At 73.6% G+C, this 17203-nt stretch carries 14 protein-coding genes; 13 read left to right on the forward strand and 1 reads right to left on the reverse strand.

The features are described from left to right. Window positions 1–68: 68 nt before the first annotated feature. Window positions 69–1103: a Gfo/Idh/MocA family protein gene (locus ACZ7MF_RS32255; protein WP_471481795.1), complete on the reverse strand. Its 1035-nt coding sequence runs from the start codon at window positions 1101–1103 to the stop codon at window positions 69–71. 128 nt (window positions 1104–1231) lie between these two features. Here ACZ7MF_RS32255 and ACZ7MF_RS32260 point away from each other — a divergent pair, with 128 nt between their 5' ends. The 13 genes from ACZ7MF_RS32260 to ACZ7MF_RS32320 all read left to right on the forward strand — a co-directional run bounded on the left by ACZ7MF_RS32260 (window position 1232) and on the right by ACZ7MF_RS32320 (window position 17141). Next, window positions 1232–1969 carry a myo-inositol degradation transcriptional regulator gene (locus ACZ7MF_RS32260; protein ID WP_471481863.1) on the forward strand — a complete coding sequence of 246 codons (738 nt, stop codon included), beginning with the start codon at window positions 1232–1234 and terminating at the stop codon, window positions 1967–1969. 244 nt (window positions 1970–2213) lie between these two features. Further along, window positions 2214–3218, forward strand: coding sequence for a sugar ABC transporter substrate-binding protein (locus ACZ7MF_RS32265; RefSeq protein ID WP_471481796.1), 1005 nt, complete (start codon window positions 2214–2216; stop codon window positions 3216–3218). Next, the gene (locus ACZ7MF_RS32270) at window positions 3215–4255 is read left to right on the forward strand and encodes an ABC transporter permease (RefSeq protein ID WP_471481797.1); all 1041 of its coding nucleotides are present in this window, start codon (window positions 3215–3217) and stop codon (window positions 4253–4255) included. Before ACZ7MF_RS32265 ends, ACZ7MF_RS32270 begins: the two co-directional genes overlap by 4 nt. Next, window positions 4252–5043 carry an ATP-binding cassette domain-containing protein gene (locus tag ACZ7MF_RS32275; RefSeq protein ID WP_471481798.1) on the forward strand — a complete coding sequence of 264 codons (792 nt, stop codon included), beginning with the start codon at window positions 4252–4254 and terminating at the stop codon, window positions 5041–5043. The genes ACZ7MF_RS32270 and ACZ7MF_RS32275 overlap by 4 nt, the downstream gene beginning before the upstream one ends. A 115-nt stretch (window positions 5044–5158) precedes the next feature. Next, the gene (locus ACZ7MF_RS32280) at window positions 5159–6307 is read left to right on the forward strand and encodes an ROK family glucokinase (RefSeq protein WP_011030775.1); all 1149 of its coding nucleotides are present in this window, start codon (window positions 5159–5161) and stop codon (window positions 6305–6307) included. Beyond that, on the forward strand, window positions 6304–6885 hold the full coding sequence (locus tag ACZ7MF_RS32285; RefSeq protein ID WP_471481799.1) for a sugar kinase: 582 nt from the start codon (window positions 6304–6306) through the stop codon (window positions 6883–6885). Before ACZ7MF_RS32280 ends, ACZ7MF_RS32285 begins: the two co-directional genes overlap by 4 nt. 132 nt (window positions 6886–7017) lie before the next feature. Next, window positions 7018–9903 carry a DEAD/DEAH box helicase gene (locus tag ACZ7MF_RS32290; RefSeq protein WP_471481800.1) on the forward strand — a complete coding sequence of 962 codons (2886 nt, stop codon included), beginning with the start codon at window positions 7018–7020 and terminating at the stop codon, window positions 9901–9903. Further along, window positions 9900–12209 carry an SWIM zinc finger family protein gene (locus tag ACZ7MF_RS32295; RefSeq protein WP_471481801.1) on the forward strand — a complete coding sequence of 770 codons (2310 nt, stop codon included), beginning with the start codon at window positions 9900–9902 and terminating at the stop codon, window positions 12207–12209. The genes ACZ7MF_RS32290 and ACZ7MF_RS32295 overlap by 4 nt, the downstream gene beginning before the upstream one ends. A gap of 119 nt (window positions 12210–12328) precedes the next feature. After that, window positions 12329–13489: an NAD(P)/FAD-dependent oxidoreductase gene (locus ACZ7MF_RS32300; protein ID WP_471481864.1), complete on the forward strand. Its 1161-nt coding sequence runs from the start codon at window positions 12329–12331 to the stop codon at window positions 13487–13489. Beyond that, window positions 13486–13740, forward strand: a complete 255-nt coding sequence (locus ACZ7MF_RS32305; protein ID WP_471481802.1) for a (2Fe-2S)-binding protein — start codon at window positions 13486–13488, stop codon at window positions 13738–13740. Before ACZ7MF_RS32300 ends, ACZ7MF_RS32305 begins: the two co-directional genes overlap by 4 nt. Continuing rightward, window positions 13733–15244: an FAD/NAD(P)-dependent oxidoreductase gene (locus tag ACZ7MF_RS32310; protein WP_471481803.1), complete on the forward strand. Its 1512-nt coding sequence runs from the start codon at window positions 13733–13735 to the stop codon at window positions 15242–15244. The genes ACZ7MF_RS32305 and ACZ7MF_RS32310 overlap by 8 nt, the downstream gene beginning before the upstream one ends. Further along, on the forward strand, window positions 15241–16137 hold the full coding sequence (locus ACZ7MF_RS32315) for a dihydrodipicolinate synthase family protein (protein WP_471481804.1): 897 nt from the start codon (window positions 15241–15243) through the stop codon (window positions 16135–16137). The genes ACZ7MF_RS32310 and ACZ7MF_RS32315 overlap by 4 nt, the downstream gene beginning before the upstream one ends. Before the next feature lie 2 nt (window positions 16138–16139). After that, window positions 16140–17141 carry a proline racemase family protein gene (locus tag ACZ7MF_RS32320; RefSeq protein WP_471481805.1) on the forward strand — a complete coding sequence of 334 codons (1002 nt, stop codon included), beginning with the start codon at window positions 16140–16142 and terminating at the stop codon, window positions 17139–17141. Window positions 17142–17203 lie beyond the last annotated feature (62 nt).

Below are 17203 nucleotides of genomic sequence, written 5' to 3' on the forward strand. Positions count from 1 at the left end.
TAAGTCCCCTTGGTCTGGAGCAGGCGTGCTCCGTCCGGATATTCCCCCTTGGGGGCAGGGTGTGACGCCTAGTGGACGCCTGTCGGGTGCTGGTCGGTGGGCGCCCCCGGAATCTCGCCGGTCCGTACGGGTCTGCGCTCGCGGCGCGAGATGTCGCAGGCCTCCGCGATCCGCAGGGCCTGAAGCGCCTCGCGCCCGTCGCAGGGGTTGGCCCGCTCGCCGCGCACCACCTGCACGAAGGTGGTCAGCTCGGCCTCGTAGGCGGGTCCGAAGCGCTCCACGAAGCCGGTCCACGGCTTGTCGGCGGCCGGTGGTCCGGTCGGCTCGGTGGACGCGATCGGCGTACGGTCGTCCAGCCCCACGACGATCTGGTCCAGCTCCCCGGCCAGCTCCATGCGCACGTCGTACCCCGCCCCGTTCAGCCGCGCGGCCGTGGCCGTGGCCAGTGTGCCGTCGTCCAGCGTGAGCAGCGCCGCGCCGGTGTCCACGTCGTCCGCCGCGCGGAACATCGGCGGACCGGCGTCGGACCCGGCGGCGTACACGTCGACGACCTCCCGCCCGGTCACCCAGCGCAGGACGTCGAAGTCGTGGATGAGCGTGTCCCGGTAGAGCCCGCCGGACTGCGGCAGGTAGTCGGCCGGCGGCGGGGTCTGGTCGCTCGTCACCGCCCGGACGGTGTGCAGCCGGCCGAGCCGCCCGGACCGCACCGCCTCCCGGGCCCCCGCGTAGCCGGTGTCGAAGCGGCGCTGGAAGCCCATCTGGAGGACGGTCCCGGCGGCCTCCACCTCGGCGATCGCCTGTAACGTCCCCGGCAGGTCCAGCGCGATGGGCTTCTCGCAGAACACCGGAAGTCCCGAGCGGGCCGCCCGGCCGATCAGTTCGGCATGGGCCGGCGTCGCCGTGGTGATCACCACCGCGTCCACGCCCCACTGGAAGATCTCGTCCACTCCTGGTGCCGCCGTCTCGCCCAGCCGGTGGGCCAGGTCCTGCGCCCGCGTGATGTCGGCGTCCGTGAGGATCAGGGATCCGACGTCGCGGTGGCGGCTGAGCGTGTTGGCGTGAACGGTGCCGATGCGGCCCGTTCCGATGACCCCGATGCGCATGGAATCAAAGTGGGCTCACAGCCGCTCCCTGTCAATGCGTATGTCCGGACAATCGAACTGCGCAGCTTCCCGTCACCTCGGCACGGAGCTACGCTCGGCCCGTGCCGAAACCAGAAGTGGACCCGACCGTGTCGCTGGACCTCAGCGTGGATCGCAGCAGCCCGGTGCCGCTGTACTTCCAGCTGTCGCAGCAGCTGGAGGCGGCGATCGAGCACGGCGCGCTGACCCCCGGCAGCCTGCTGGGCAACGAGATCGAGCTCGCCGCGCGGCTCGGTCTGTCCCGGCCCACCGTCCGCCAGGCCATCCAGTCGCTCGTCGACAAGGGCCTGCTCGTGCGCCGCCGCGGCGTCGGCACCCAGGTCGTGCACAGCAAGGTCCGGCGCCCCCTCGAACTCAGCAGCCTCTACGACGACCTGGAGGCGGCGGGCCAGCGCCCCGCCACGAAGGTCCTGGTCAACACCGTCGTCCCGGCCACCGCGGAGATCGCCGCCGCGCTGGGCGTGGCCGAGGACAGCGACGTGCACCGCATCGAGCGGCTGCGGCTGACCCACGGGGAACCGATGGCGTACCTGTGCAACCACCTGCCGCCCGGCCTCGTCGACCTGGACACCGGGCAGCTGGAGGCCACCGGCCTCTACCGGCTGATGCGCGCCGCCGGGATCACCCTGCACAGCGCCCGGCAGTCCATCGGCGCCCGCGCCGCGACCTCCGGTGAGGCCGAGCGGCTCGGCGAGGACGCGGGCGCGCCGCTGCTCACCATGGAGCGCACCACCTTCGACGACACGGGACGCGCCGTCGAGTTCGGCAGCCACACCTACCGGCCGTCCCGCTACTCCTTCGAGTTCCAGCTGCTCGTGCGGCCCTGAGCGACCACGTCCGTCGGCCGCTCCCACGGCAGCTGCCACGGCCGCTCCCACCGGCAGCTCCCACCGGCGGCCCCCACCGTGCGGGTTCGTCGCAATGTCCGGACAATGTGACCGTCGGCCGATCCCCGGAGGCGAGCGCTCCGCTTGTGTGTCGGACAATGGGGCGTTTGGGGTTTCCAGAACCCGGCCGGGGCCGGGAAGGCCCCGCACGCACAGCACGGCACAGCAAGAAGGGCACGGCCTCGTGGCACGGTTTCGGACATGGGTGGGCATCGCGCTGGCAGGGGCACTGTCGGTGTCCCTGGCCGGCTGCAGCAGTACCGGCGGCAAGCGCGCCGAGGACGCCCGCAAGGCCGCGTCGGCCGAGGGCAGGGCGGCGGTGAACACCCCCCGCTGGACCTTCGCGATGATCACCCACTCGGGTGATGGCGACACCTTCTGGGACATCGTCCAGAGCGGCGCCGAGCAGGCCGCGGTCAAGGACAACATCAACTTCCTGTACTCCCACGACGACGAGGCGCAGCAGCAGGCCCAGCTCGTGAACGCCGCCATCGACAAGAAGGTCGACGGCATCATCGTCACGCTCGCCAAGCCCGACGCGATGAAGTCGGCCCTCGCCCGCGCGCACAAGGCGGGCATCCCGGTGATCACGGTGAACTCCGGCTCCGAGGAGTCCAAGGAGTTCGGCGCCCTCACCCACGTCGGCCAGGACGAGACGATCGCCGGTGAGGCCGTGGGCGAGGAGCTGAACGAGCGGGGCCGCGAGCAGGCGGTCTGCGTGCTCCATGAGCAGGGCAACGTGGGCCACGAGCAGCGCTGCGACGGCGTCGAGAAGACCTTCGACGGCAAGGTCCAGCGGCTCTACGTCAACGGCACCAGCATGCCGGACGTGCAGTCCGCCATCGAGGCCAAGCTCCAGACCGACAAGTCCGTCGACGCCGTCGTCACCCTCGGCGCCCCCTACGCCGACACCGCGGTCAAGGCCAAGCAGGGCGCGGGCAGCAAGGCCGAGATCGACACCTTCGACCTCAACGCCAAGGTGGCCGCCGGACTGGAGGACGGCACCCTCGGCTTCGCCGTCGACCAGCAGCCCTACCTCCAGGGCTACGAGGCCGTCGACCTGCTCTGGCTGTACAAGTACAACGCCGACGTCCTCGGCGGCGGCCGTCCGGTGCTCACCGGGCCGCAGATCATCACCAAGGACGACGCCGCCGCGCTGGCCGAGTACACGAAGCGGGGCACGCGATGAACGCCACGCAGGTGAAGGCGGCTGACGAAAGGATTCTGCACACCTCTCCGCTGCGGAAACTCCTCGGCCGCCCCGAGCTGGGCTCCGTCGTCGGTGCGATCGCCGTCTTCGTCTTCTTCGCGTTCCTCGCCGACAGCTTCCTGCGCGCCGCCAGCCTCAGCACGGTGCTCTACGCCGCCTCCACGATCGGCATCATGGCCGTCCCGGTGGCGCTGCTGATGATCGGCGGGGAGTTCGACCTGTCCGCGGGCGTCATGGTCACCTCCTCGGCGCTGGTGTCGTCGATGTTCAGCTATCAGATGACCGCCAACGTCTGGGTCGGCGTCGGCGTGTCCCTGCTGGTCACCCTGGCCATCGGCGCCTTCAACGGCTTCATGCTCACCCGCACCAAGCTCCCCAGCTTCATCATCACGCTCGGCACGTTCCTCATGCTGACCGGCCTGAACCTGGGCTTCACCAAGCTCGTCGACGGCACCGTCTCCACCAAGTCGATCGCCGACATGGAGGGCTTCTCCTCCGCCCACGACGTCTTCGCCTCCACGATCACCGTCGGCGGCGTCGGCTTCAAGGTGACCATCCTGTGGTGGCTCGCCCTGGTCGCCGTCGCCAGCTGGATCCTGCTGCGCACCCGCGCGGGCAACTGGATCTTCGCGGTCGGCGGCAACAGGGACGCCGCCCGCGCGGTGGGCGTCCCGGTCGCCAAGACCAAGATCGGCCTCTACATGGGCGTCGGCTTCGGCGCCTGGATCTCCGGCCAGCACCTGCTCTTCTCCTACGACGTCGTCCAGTCCGGCGAGGGCGTCGGCAACGAGCTGATCTACATCATCGCGGCCGTCATCGGCGGCTGCCTGATCACCGGCGGCTACGGCAGCGCGGTCGGCTCCGCGGTCGGCGCGTTCATCTTCGGCATGACCAGCAAGGGCATCGTCTTCGCCGAATGGAACCCCGACTGGTTCAAGTTCTTCCTCGGAGCGATGCTGCTCCTCGCGACCCTGCTCAACGCCTGGGTCCGCAAGCGCGCGGAGGCCACCAAGTGACGCGGAACGAAGACCGTACGGCGCTCGTCGAGCTGTCCGGCGTCAGCAAGAACTACGGCAACGTCCGCGCCCTCGAAGGCGTGTCCCTGGAGGTCCACGCCGGGGAGATCACCTGCGTGCTCGGCGACAACGGCGCGGGCAAGTCCACCCTCATCAAGATCATCGCCGGGCTGCACCAGCACGACGGCGGCACGCTGAGCCTGGACGGCGAGGAGACCCGGCTCTCCTCCCCGCGCGAGGCCCTGGACCGAGGCATCGCCACCGTCTACCAGGACCTCGCCGTCGTCCCCCTCATGCCGGTCTGGCGCAACTTCTTCCTCGGCTCCGAGCCGCGCAAGGGCGTCGCGCCGTTCAAGCGCATGGACGTCGACCACATGCGCCGCACCACCCACGCGGAACTCCTGCGCATGGGCATCGACCTCCGCGACGTCGACCAGCCCATCGGCACCCTCTCCGGCGGCGAACGCCAGTGCGTGGCGATCGCCCGCGCGGTGTACTTCGGCGCCAAGGTGCTCGTCCTGGACGAGCCGACGGCGGCACTGGGCGTGAAGCAGTCGGGTGTGGTCCTGAAATACGTGGCGGCGGCACGTGACCAGGGCCTCGGTGTTGTGCTGATCACCCACAACCCGCACCACGCCTACCTGGTGGGCGACCGCTTCGTGCTGCTGAAGCGCGGCACGATGGTGGCCAATCAACTGCGTGACGAGGTCACGCTGGACGAGCTGACCCAGCAGATGGCCGGTGGAACTGAGCTGGACGATCTACGCCATGAACTGGAACGCAGGTAAGGGGCGCGGGGAACTGCGCGACCAGCCACGACGTACCGTCACTCGGCAACGAACCCCTCCACCCACCCCCCGCCCATTCGGCACCCAGCGTGAGCGTGCGGCACAATCGCACCCGATGAGCACCTACCGCGACTTCACCGCCCCCATCGGCTCCCGCCGTGCCCCGGTCCTGCGCACCGTGGGCACGAGGGAACGCCGCTCGCACCTCACGGCACCCCGCGTGCCCACGGTCGGCATCGACATCGGCGGCACGAAGGTCATGGCGGGTGTCGTCGACGCCGACGGCAACATCCTGGAGAAGCTCCGCACGGAGACCCCGGACAAGTCCAAGAGCCCGAAGGTCGTCGAGGACACGATCGTCGAACTGGTCCTGGACCTCTCCGACCGGCACGACGTGCACGCCGTCGGCATCGGCGCGGCCGGCTGGGTCGACGCCGACCGCAACCGCGTCCTGTTCGCCCCCCACCTGTCCTGGCGCAACGAACCGCTGCGCGACCGCATCGCCGGCCGCCTCGCCGTGCCCGTCCTGGTGGACAACGACGCCAACACCGCCGCCTGGGCCGAGTGGCGCTTCGGCGCCGGCCGCGGTGAGGACCACCTCGTCATGATCACGCTCGGCACCGGCATCGGCGGCGCGATCCTGGAGGACGGCCAGGTCAAGCGCGGCAAGTACGGCGTCGCCGGCGAGTTCGGCCACATGCAGGTCGTCCCCGGCGGCCATCGCTGCCCGTGCGGCAACCGCGGCTGCTGGGAGCAGTACAGCTCCGGGAACGCCCTGGTCAGGGAGGCCCGCGAGCTGGCCGCCGCCGACTCGCCGGTGGCGTACGGGATCATCGAGCACGTCAAGGGCAGCATCGGCGACATCACCGGACCGATGATCACCGAACTGGCCCGCGAGGGCGACGCCATGTGCGTCGAGCTGCTCCAGGACATCGGACAGTGGCTCGGGGTCGGCATCGCGAACCTCGCCGCGGCCCTCGACCCCTCCTGCTTCGTGATCGGCGGCGGGGTCAGCGCCGCCGACGACCTGCTGATCGGCCCCGCGCGCGACGCCTTCAAGCGTCAGCTCACCGGCCGCGGCTACCGTCCCGAGGCCCGCATCGTCCGCGCCCAGCTCGGCCCCGAGGCCGGCATGGTGGGCGCCGCCGACCTGTCCCGGCTGGTCGCCCGCCGCTTCCGCCGGGCCAAGCGGCGCCGGGTGGAGCGGTACGAGCGCTACGAGCGGTACGCCGAGGCCCGCCGCGAGTCCCGGGAGTCGCTGTGACGGAGTCCCTGCCCCACCAGCCCGGCCCCCCGGAGCCGGCCGGCGCCGCGGCCGAGGGCCGTCGGCACATGATCCGCCGCCGTACGCTCACCCTGCTCATCATCGTGCTGCTCATCGGCGTCCCGGCCGGCTACCTCGCGATCTCCGCGAGCCAGAGCCGCGACAGCGGCAGGGACAAGGAGGCGAAGTACGCGGCGACCGGTATGACCAGCGGCTGGCCCTCCAAGCTGCAGCGCCGCATCTACGAGGTGCCCGTCCCGGTCCCGGCCAAGGAGGTCGCGTACTACGAGACGAACAACTGGAAGACCAGCCGGCTCTACGTCCAGTTCGAGACCACCGGTGCCGGTCTCGACGTCTTCCTGGCGGGGCTGGGCGTCGACCGGGACGCGCTGAGGAAGGGCAAGATCGCGATCAGCGACCGCGCCCAGCGGGTCACCGGCTGGCAGTTCGGCGGATCCGGCTCCTGGTGGGGCGTCGTCAACGAGCAGGTGAACCCGGCGCCGACCCAGGACGTCGTAGTGAACATGGAGAACCCGGACTATCCGATGGTGTACGTCGTCTCGCACACCGTTCCGTAGGGCGCTCGCCTCCCGCCTTCGCCCCCGCTCCGCCGCAGGGACCGGAGGCGGGCCGTCGGAGCCGGTTGTCAGACCCCGCCCGTAGAGTCGAAGACATCTGATCGGGCAGACGGGCGGGAGGTGACAGAACGTATGGGCGACATGGCCGTGACGGAGGCAGGGCGGGCCGGGGCGCCGACGGAGTCCGTCCCGGTCGGGCTCGCGGCGGTCTTCCTGCCCGCACCACTCCCGCGCGAGGGACGGATCGCCTTCTGGGATCCCGACGGCGGGCCGGTCGACGCGGCCCTGGACTCCGGCGGGCCGACGGAGCTGACCGTCGTCCGCCCGCACGGCGCCGGGGTGCGGCGCGGGACCGCGCCCGCGCTGTCGCTGCCGCTCGCCGAGGCGCTGCCCCACCTGGTGCGAGCCCGGCACGACCGGGCCGCCCACCCGGCCACCGCCTGCTGGGGCGCGGCGGCCCTGCACGCCCTGCGGCTCACCGCACGCGGCCGGCTGCTGCCCGGCCTGACCGCGACCGGTCACGACGCCTGGCGGGCCGGTCCCCTCGACCCCGACGACATCGCGCACCTGCGGGCCGTGGCCGCCGCCCTGCCGCCGGAGGGCCACGCGGTCCCCCTCGACGGCCCCGGACCGATCCGGCTGCCGGAGCCGGAAGCACTGGTCCGCGCCTTCCTGGACGCGGTCGCCGACACCCTGCCCCGCACTCCGGCCGCGCCCCACGCCTCAGGGCGGCCGTTCGCCGCACCCGAGGCCCGGCACTTGCCCGACGCCCACGACTGGGCCGCGGAGGTCGCCGCGGGCATGGACGCGGGGGTGCGGATCTCGCTCCGCCTGGACCTGTCGGCGTACGACCTGTTCGACCGGGAGGGGGAGGGAGCCCCGGGGAGCGGGAGCGGCGGCGCCGTCGGCGCGCGCAACGCCGGCGCGGCCGTCGTCCAGGTGCACAGCCTCGCCGACCCCACCCTCGTCGCCGACGCGGCGGACCTGTGGTCGGGGGCGGCGGACGCGGCGTTCGGGGCCCGCGCGCGCGTGGACACCGCCCTGGCGGTGCGCCGCGCGGCACGGGTCTGGCCGCCGCTGGACCGGCTCTCCGAGCAGGACGTGCCCGACGTACTCGCCCTGTCCGAGGAGGAGGTCATCGACCTCCTTGGGGTGGCGGCCGCCCGTCTCGCCGCCGCCGGCGTCGCCGTGCACTGGCCCCGCGACCTGGCCCAGGACCTCACCGCGACCGCGGTGATCAGGACCGCGCCCGGCTCCGCGACCGACGGCACGGGCTTCTTCGAGAGCGAGGACCTCCTCCAGTTCCGCTGGCAGCTCGCGATCGGCGGCGACCCGCTCACCGAGGCCGAGATGGACACCCTCGCGGAGGCCCACCGCCCGGTCGTCCGGCTCCGCGACCGCTGGGTGCTGGTCGACCCGGCGCTCGTCCGCCGGGCCCGCAAGCGCGACCTGGGCCTGCTCGACCCGGTCGACGCACTCTCCGTCGCCCTCACCGGCAGCGCGGAGACCGACGGCGAGACGGTCGACGTGGTGCCCGTCGGCGCGCTGGCCGCCCTGCGCGACCGGCTCACCGCGGGGGTGCGCCCCGCCGCACCACCGCCCGGCCTGCACGCCACCCTGCGCGACTACCAGCTGCGCGGCCTGGCCTGGCTCGACCTCATGACCTCGCTCGGCCTCGGCGGCTGCCTCGCCGACGACATGGGCCTCGGCAAGACCGTCACCGTCATCGCCCTGCACCTGAGGCGCGCCCGTACCGAACCGACCCTGGTGGTCTGCCCCGCCTCCCTCCTGGGCAACTGGCAGCGGGAGATCAACCGCTTCGCGCCCGGCGTCCCGGTCCGCCGCTTCCACGGCCCCGACCGCACCCTCGACGACCTGACGGGCGGCTTCGTCCTCACCACCTACGGCACCATGCGCTCCGCCGCCACGACCCTGGCCGAGCAGCCCTGGGGCATGGTCGTCGCGGACGAGGCCCAGCACGTGAAGAACCCGTACTCGGCGACGGCGAAGGCCCTGCGCACGATCCCGTCCCCGGCGCGGGTGGCCCTGACCGGCACGCCGGTGGAGAACAACCTGTCCGAGCTGTGGGCGCTGCTCGACTGGACCACCCCCGGGCTGCTCGGCCCCTTGAAGTCCTTCCGCGCCCGGCACGCGCGCGCGGTGGAGAACGGCGAGGACGACCAGGCAGTGGAGCGCCTCGCCCGGCTGATCCGCCCCTTCCTGCTGCGCCGCAGGAAGTCCGACCCGGGCATCGTCCCCGAGCTGCCGCCGAAGACCGAGACGGACCACCCCGTCCCGCTCACCCGCGAGCAGGCCGCGCTGTACGAGGCGGTGGTGCGCGAGTCGATGCTCGCCATCGAGGAGGCCGAGGGCATCGGCCGCCGCGGCCTCGTCCTCAAGCTGCTGACCTCGCTGAAGCAGATCTGCGACCACCCCGCGCTGTTCCTGAAGGAGGAGCACCCGCCGGGCGGGGCCGACCGGATGACCGCCCGCTCGGGAAAACTGGCCCTGCTGGACGAGCTGCTGGACACGGTGCTCGCGGAGGACGGCTCGGTGCTGGTCTTCACGCAGTACGTCGGCATGGCCCGCCTCATCACCACCCACCTGGCCACCCGCGCGGTCCCGGTCGACCTCCTGCACGGCGGTACGCCGGTGCCGGAGCGCGAGCGGATGGTCGACCGTTTCCAGAGCGGGGCCACTCCCGTGCTCGTCCTGTCCCTGAAGGCCGCGGGCACCGGCCTGAACCTCACCCGCGCCGGACACGTCGTGCACTTCGACCGCTGGTGGAACCCGGCCGTGGAGGAACAGGCCACCGACCGCGCCTACCGCATCGGCCAGACCCAGCCGGTCCAGGTCCACCGGCTCATCACCGAAGGCACGGTCGAGGACCGCATCGCCGAGATGCTCCAGTCGAAGCGTGCCCTGGCCGACGCGATCCTCGGCTCCGGAGAGTCGGCCCTCACGGAACTGACGGCCCGTGAACTGTCCGACCTGGTGTCCCTGCGGAGGCCGTCATGACCCCCCGCCCCGCCGACGAGGCCCGCCGCGCCCTGCGGGAGGCACGCGAGCGCGGCGAGGGCGCGGATGCGCATGCGCATGCGCATGCGGACGCGGACGCGGACCGTGGGCCGACACCCAGGCCGACGCCCACACCCGCGGAAGCGGAAGGGGACCGGGACCGCAAGCCGCCGGAGCACACCCCGACGCGCCCCGGAGACGTCGCCCGTGCCGCGCTGCGCACCGCACTGACCGCGCGGCGGACGGGGGCGCACATTCCCGAGGACATCCCCGACGCACCTGAGGCCCCGGGCGCCGCTGACACCTCGGAGACTGCTCCGGGAGATTCCCGGAATTCGGGAGCGCGTGGAGAGCCGGCGGATCCGGACGAGACGGCGCACCGGCCCGGCGCCATGACCGAGCGGACAGGCCCCATCGAGCCGACCGCCTCCTCCACGGACCCAACCGCCTCCACGGACCCGGCCTCCTCCACGGACCCGGCCGGCTCGACGGTCCCGCCCGCTCCCGATGAGGTGTCCCTCCCCGGCTCCGGTGACGCGGACGGCAGCCGACCGGCGGATGTGGCGCGTGAGGCGTTGCGGGCGGCTCGTCGGCAGGCGAAGGCGGACGCGGCGGCCGAGGGCGCCTCGGCCCGGGGCGCCGCGCCCGCGCGGCGGTCGTCCCGGCCGGCCGGTCGCCAGCGGCGGGCGGACGGTCCGGGCACCGCCGACGCCCGCGCCCGCGCGGTACGGGACTTCGCCGCGGACGCCTTCCGGCTCCCCCCGGAGGCGGACCCGGCCGAGGAGGCCCTGCCCGCCGGGGAGCAGGCCGACGCATCCTCCGCCGAGGGCGGGACGACGGCACACGCGGAGCCTGCTCCGTCGCCCGGTGCGGAGCCTGCCGCCGGTTCCGGTTGGGTCTCTCCTCGTGATGACAGGTATGCGTCGGGCCTCGAAGACCCGTCCCCCGGCGGGCGGTCGGGGCAGCATGCCTCGGCGGCGCGTGGCCGGGCCCTCTCCTCCGCACCGCACCCGAAGACTCGCGCGCCCCGCTCGATGGCCGCACCGGACCGTGACGGCGATCTCCGGCGCACCTTTCCCGCGCTGCCGCCCCGGGAGGCCGCGGAGGAGGGCTTCGCCGGTACCTGGTGGGGGAACGCATGGGTGACCGCGCTGGAGGAAGGCGCTCTGGACGCCGCCCGGCTGGAACGCGGGCGCGGATACGCCGAGCGCGGGCACGTCGACGCCATCACCGTGACGCCCGGGCTGGTCCTCGCCTACGTACAGGGCAGCCGCGCCCGGCCGTACCGGGTGCAGGTGCGGCTGCGCACGCTCGGCGACTCCGACTGGGACCGGTTCCTCGACGCCGCCGTCGAACGCCCCGGGCACATCGCGGCGCTGCTCGACAGGGAACTTCCCCACTCGCTGGCCGACCTGGCGGACCGCGGCGTCCCGCTGCTTCCCGGTCCCGGCGACCTGACCCCGCAGTGCAGCTGCCCCGACTCCGGGCACCCCTGCAAACACGCCGCCGCCCTCTGCTACCAGACGGCCCGTCTGCTCGACGCCGACCCTTTCGTCCTGCTGCTGCTCCGCGGCCGGGGCGAACGCGCGCTGCTCGACGCCCTCTCCCGGCGGAACGCGGCCCGCGCGGCACGCGCGGCCCAGGACCGCGGCCCGGCGCCGCTGCCCGGCGTCCGGGCCGGCACGGCGCTGACCCCGCGCGCCCTGCCGCCCCTCCCGGCACCGTTGCCCGCGCCCCCGCACCCCGAACAGCCGCCGGCCTACCCGGCCGCCCCTGGCGGGCCCGACCCCTTCGCGCTGGACCAGCTGGCCACCGACGCGGCCGCCCGCGCCCACGCCCTGCTCACCACGGGGCGCGACCCGGTCGGGGGACTGACGCTGTGGCAGGACGCCGTCCGGCTCGCCGCCGCGCGACCCGGCTCCGGCCTGACCACGGGCACCCGCGCGCTCTACGCGTCCCTCGCCTCGGCCGCCGGACGCGACACGGCGGAGCTGGCGCGGGCCGTCGCCGCCTGGCGGCAGGGCGGGCCGGAGGGCCTCGACGTCCTGGAGGAGCCCTGGGACCCGCCGGCCGGCCGTTTCGACCGGGCCCGCCCCCTGCTGCTCGCCGCCGACCTCCCCGCCTTCCGCCCCTGGCGCAACCGCCTCACCCACCCGCGCGGCCATGTCCAGCTCAGACTCGGCCGGACGGGGCTCTGGTACGCGTACGAGTCGGAGCCCGGCCGCGAGGACTGGTGGCCGCGCGGCACGCCCGACCTCGACCCGGTCGGCGCCCTGACCGGCCTGGGCACCCGAGTCGATCTCTGACCCTCGCCGACCCCCGGCTGTGAAGTGGGCGTTGTCTTCCGCCTGCCGGATGTATAGCCTCAGTCATGGCATGTGACATTGCACAGTGAGGTGCGTGCACGGAGGAGGAGCCGTTGACCCTGAAGGTCGTCGTCGTGGGCGCGGGAGTCGTCGGGGCCGCCTGCGCCTTCCACGCCGTCTCGGCGGGCATGGACGTCACGGTCACCGACCGCGGACCCGTCGGCGCCGGGACGACCAGCCGCGGAGAGGGCAACGTCCTCCTCTCCGACAAGGAACCCGGCCCCGAACTCGCCCTGGCGCACCTGAGCCGCACGTTGTGGGACGAGGCCGGCCGGGAACTCGGACCCGACTCCTTCGAACTCGAGGCCAAGGGCGGCCTGGTGGTCGCGAGCGGCGCCGAGAACCTCGCGGCGCTCCAGGAGTTCGCCGCCCGGCAGGAGGCGGCCGGTGTCCGCGTCGAGCAGGTCGACCGGGTGCGGGACCTCGAACCCCACCTCGCGCCCGGGATCCCCGGCGGCGTCCACTACCCCGAGGACGCGCAGGTGCAGCCGGTGCTGGCGGCGGCCGCGCTGCTGCGGGCCGCCGTACGGCGCGGCGCGCGCTTCCACCCCGGCGAGGTCGCCGGGGCGGTGACCGCACGGGACGGCCGCGTCACCGGTGTCCGGACGGCCGCCGGTGACGTGCTGCCCGTCGACGCCGTCGTCAACGCCGCCGGAACCTGGGGCGGTGAGGTCGGCCGCCGGCTCGGCGCCCCCATCGAGGTGCTGCCGCGCCGCGGCTTCGTCCTGGTGACCGAACCGCTGCCGCCGATGGTCCGGCACAAGGTCTACTCCGCCGACTACGTCGCCAACGTCGCCTCCTCCGACGCCGGGCTGGAGACCTCGTGCGTCGTGGAGGGCACGCGCGGCGGCACGATCCTCGTCGGCGCCAGCCGGGAACGCGTCGGTTTCGACACCACGATGAACACCGCCGTGGTCGCCCGGCTCGCGGCCCAGGCGTGCCGGCTCTTCCCTTTCCTCCGCGGAGTCCATCTGATGCGTGCCTACCGCGGGTTCCGGCCGTACTGCCCGGACCATCTGCCGGTGGTGGGTCCCGACCCGCGGGTGCCGGGCGTCGTCCACGCGTGCGGCCACGAGGGGGCGGGCATCGGCCTCGCCCCTGGCACCGGCGCGCTCGTCACGGCCCACCTGCTCGGCCGACCCTGGCGCGGCGCCGACCCGGCCGCCCACACCGCCCTTCTCCCCGACCGCTTCCTCACCCCCGGAGGTGCGCCCCAGTGAGCGAGATCGTCGTCGACGGCGAGCCCCTGCCGTTCGTCGAGGGCCAGACCGTCGCCGCGGCCCTCGTGGCCACGGGCCGGGTCGCCTGGCGCACCACCCGCGTCGGACACCGCCCGCGTGGCATCTTCTGCGGCATCGGCGTCTGCTTCGACTGCCTCGTCACCGTCGACGGAGCCCGCGGGCAGCGCGCCTGCCTGGTGCCGGCCCGGCCGGGCATGACCGTCACGACCGTGGAGGGCGACGATGACTGAGCCCGCGGACCTCGTCGTCCTCGGCGCGGGCCCGGCAGGCATGGCCGCCGCGGCCACGGCGCTGGCCGGTGGACTGCGCGTCGCCGTGCTGGACTCCGGAACCGCCCTCGGCGGTCAGTACTGGCGCCACCCGCCCGAGCACGCGCGAGCGGCCCTGCCGACCGACGACCTGCACCACGGACTGGACCGGTACCGCGCCCTGTGCAAGGCGCTGGCCGCACACCGGACGACGGGCCGGCTCGACCTGCGCCTGGGACATCACGCGTGGTCCGCGGTCCGCGAGGGCGACGGATTCGCGGTCCACGCGGTCGACCGCCGCGAGGCGCCGCGGGAGACCGCCGTCGTCCTGCGGGCGCCGAGGCTCCTGGTGGCCACCGGCGCCTACGACCGTCAACTGCCCTTCCCGGGATGGGACCTGCCCGGCGTGCTGACCGCCGGCGGGATGCAGGCCCTGCTCAAGGGCGGCTCAGTGGCCGCCGGGAGCCGCGTCGCGCTGGGCGGCACCGGACCGTTCCTGCTGCCGGTCGCCGCCGGACTCGCGGCCCGCGGCGTCGAGGTGGTCGCGGTGTGCGAGGCGGCCCACCCGCGGGCCTGGCTGCGGCACCCCGGTCCGCTGCTGAGCAACCCCGACAAGTGGGCCGAGGGCGCCGGGTACGCCGCCACGCTCGTGCGCCACCGCGTCCCGGTCCGCCCGCGCACGGCCATCGTCGCCGCGGAGGGCGGCGATCGCGTGACGTCGGTACGGATCGCCTCGCTGGCCCCGGACGGCAGCCCGCGCCCGGGTACGGAACGACGCGTGGAGGTGGACGCCGTCGGCGTCGGCTGGGGCTTCGCCCCCCAGCTCGACCTGCTCGTTCCGCTCGGCTGTTCCCTCACGGACTCGGCGGACGGCAACGCGGTCGTCGCGGTCGACAGGGGCCAGCGCACCACCGTCCCCGGCCTCTACGCGGCGGGGGAGACCTGCGGGGTGGGCGGGGCGGCACTCGCCGTGAACGAGGGCCGGCTGGCCGCGGCGTCGGTCCTCGCCGACGCCCGCGCCGTCTCCGGTGCCACCCCCGTACCTGCGAACAGGCGCCTGGCGGCGCTGCGTTCGGCGGTGGCCCGGCAACGCGCCTTCGCCCGGGCGATGGCGCTGGCCCACCCGATTCCTGCGGCCTGGTCCTCGTGGCTGACCGACGAGACCGTCGTGTGCCGCTGCGAGGAGGTGACCGCCAGTGCGGTCCGGACCGCCCGCGCCGACGGCGCACACGACCACCGGCAGATCAAGCAACTGACCCGGGCCGGCATGGGCTGGTGCCAGGGGCGGATGTGCGGACCCGCCGTGCACTGCCTCACGGCGCGGCGCCGGGCCTACGAGCCCGCGGAACGGCTCGTCGCGACGCCCGTCACCCTCGGGGCCCTCGCCGACCTCGACGAGGGCCCGCCGGTATCGACGACATCGGCGGTACCGGCGACTTCGGCGGTATCGACGGACAGCAGTGAAACCGACAAGGAGTGTCCATGAGCGAGACCCGCAAGCCCTGGCACGGCGTCATCGTCGCCACCAGCCTGCCGTTCGACGACGACCTCTCGGTCGACTTCGGCGCGTACGGCGAGAGCGTCGCCCACCTCGCCGCGCAGGGAATGCACGGCGTCGCGCCGAACGGGTCGCTGGGCGAGTACCAGACCCTCACGTACGAGGAGCGCGACCGCGTCGTCGAGACCGCCGTCGCCAACGCCCCCGAGGGCTTCACCGTCATGCCGGGCGTCGGCGCCTACGGCGGTCGCGAGGCCGAGCGGCACGCCCGGTTCGCCAAGGACGCGGGTTGCCAGGCCGTCATGTGCCTGCCGCCCAACGCCTACCGCGCCGACGACCGCGCGGTGCTCCAGCACTTCGAACGGGTGGCCTCGGTGGGCCTGCCCGTCACCGCCTACAACAACCCGATCGACACCAAGGTGGACCTGCGCCCCGACCTGCTGGCCAAGCTGCACGCCGAGGGGTACATCGTCGGGGTCAAGGAGTTCTCCGGCGACGTCCGGCGCTGCTACGAGATCTCCGAACTGGCTCCCGGCCTCGACCTCATGATCGGCACCGACGACACCGTGCTCGAGGTCGCCCTCGCCGGCGCCAAGGGCTGGGTCGCCGGGTACCCGCAGGTCTTCCCCCGGGCCTGTCTGGCACTGTACGAGGCGTCCGTCCGGGGCGACCTGGAGACGGCGCTGCCGCTCTACCGGCAACTGCACCCGGTGCTGCGGTGGGACAGCAAGACGGAGTTCGTCCAGGCCATCAAGCTCGGCCAGGAGCTGACCGGCCGCCGCGGTGGTGCCTGCCGCCCGCCGCGACAGCCGCTCGGCCCGGAGACCGAGGCCGTCGTGCGCGCCGCCACCCAGGCCCTCGTCGACGCCGGGGTGAACTGACGATGCGTTCGACGGTCTGCTACCACGCCGTCGACTCGCACACCGAGGGGATGCCCACCCGCGTGATCACGGGCGGGGTGGGCGTCCTCCCCGGCGCCACGATGGCCGAGCGGCGGCAGCGGTTCGTGGCGGAACGCGACCACCTGCGCACCCTGCTCATGTGCGAACCGCGCGGACACGCGTCGATGTCCGGGGCCATCCTGCAACCTCCCACCCGGCCGGACGCCGACTACGGCGTGCTCTTCATCGAGGTCTCCGGCTGCCTGCCGATGTGCGGGCACGGGACCATCGGTGTCGCGACGGTCCTGGTCGAGACCGGCATGGTCGAGGTGACCGAGCCGGAGACCGTGGTCCGGCTCGACACCCCGGCCGGACTGGTCACGGCCCGGGTACGGGTGCGCGACGGCCACGCCGAGTCGGTGACCCTGGAGAACGTGGCGTCCTACTGTCACGCACTCGACCAGGTCGTCGACGTCCCCGGACACGGGGAAGTGCGCTACGACATCGCCTACGGCGGCAACTTCTACGCCTTCGTCCGCACGGACGACCTCGGCATCCCCTTCGAGCGGGCGCACAAGCAGCCGCTGCTGGACGCCGGACTGGCCGTCATGGACGCCATCAACAAGCAGAACCCGGTGTCCCACCCCGAGAATCCGGACATCGACGTGTGCCACCACGTCTACCTCGAAGCGCCCGGCTCGACCGCGGAGCACTCACGGCACGCCATGGCGATCCATCCCGGATGGTTCGACCGGTCGCCCTGCGGCACGGGCACCAGCGCCCGCATGGCGCAACTGCACGCCCGTGGCCTGCTGCCGGCCGGCCGGGACTTCGTCAACGAGTCGTTCATCGGCTCCCGCTTCCTCGGGCGGGTCCTCGGGGAGACGACGGTCGGCGGCCGCCCGGCCGTCCTGCCCTCCGTCACCGGCCGGGCCTGGATCACCGGCACCGCGCAGTACCTGCTCGACCCCTCGGACCCCTACCCGGCGGGTTTCACCCTCTGAGCACGGGACCCATGCCTGTGGCCCGGGGCGGCTTCGCGCCACCCCGGGCCTCGGTGCGTCGG

The organism is Streptomyces sp. NPDC111628, from assembly GCF_055635195.1.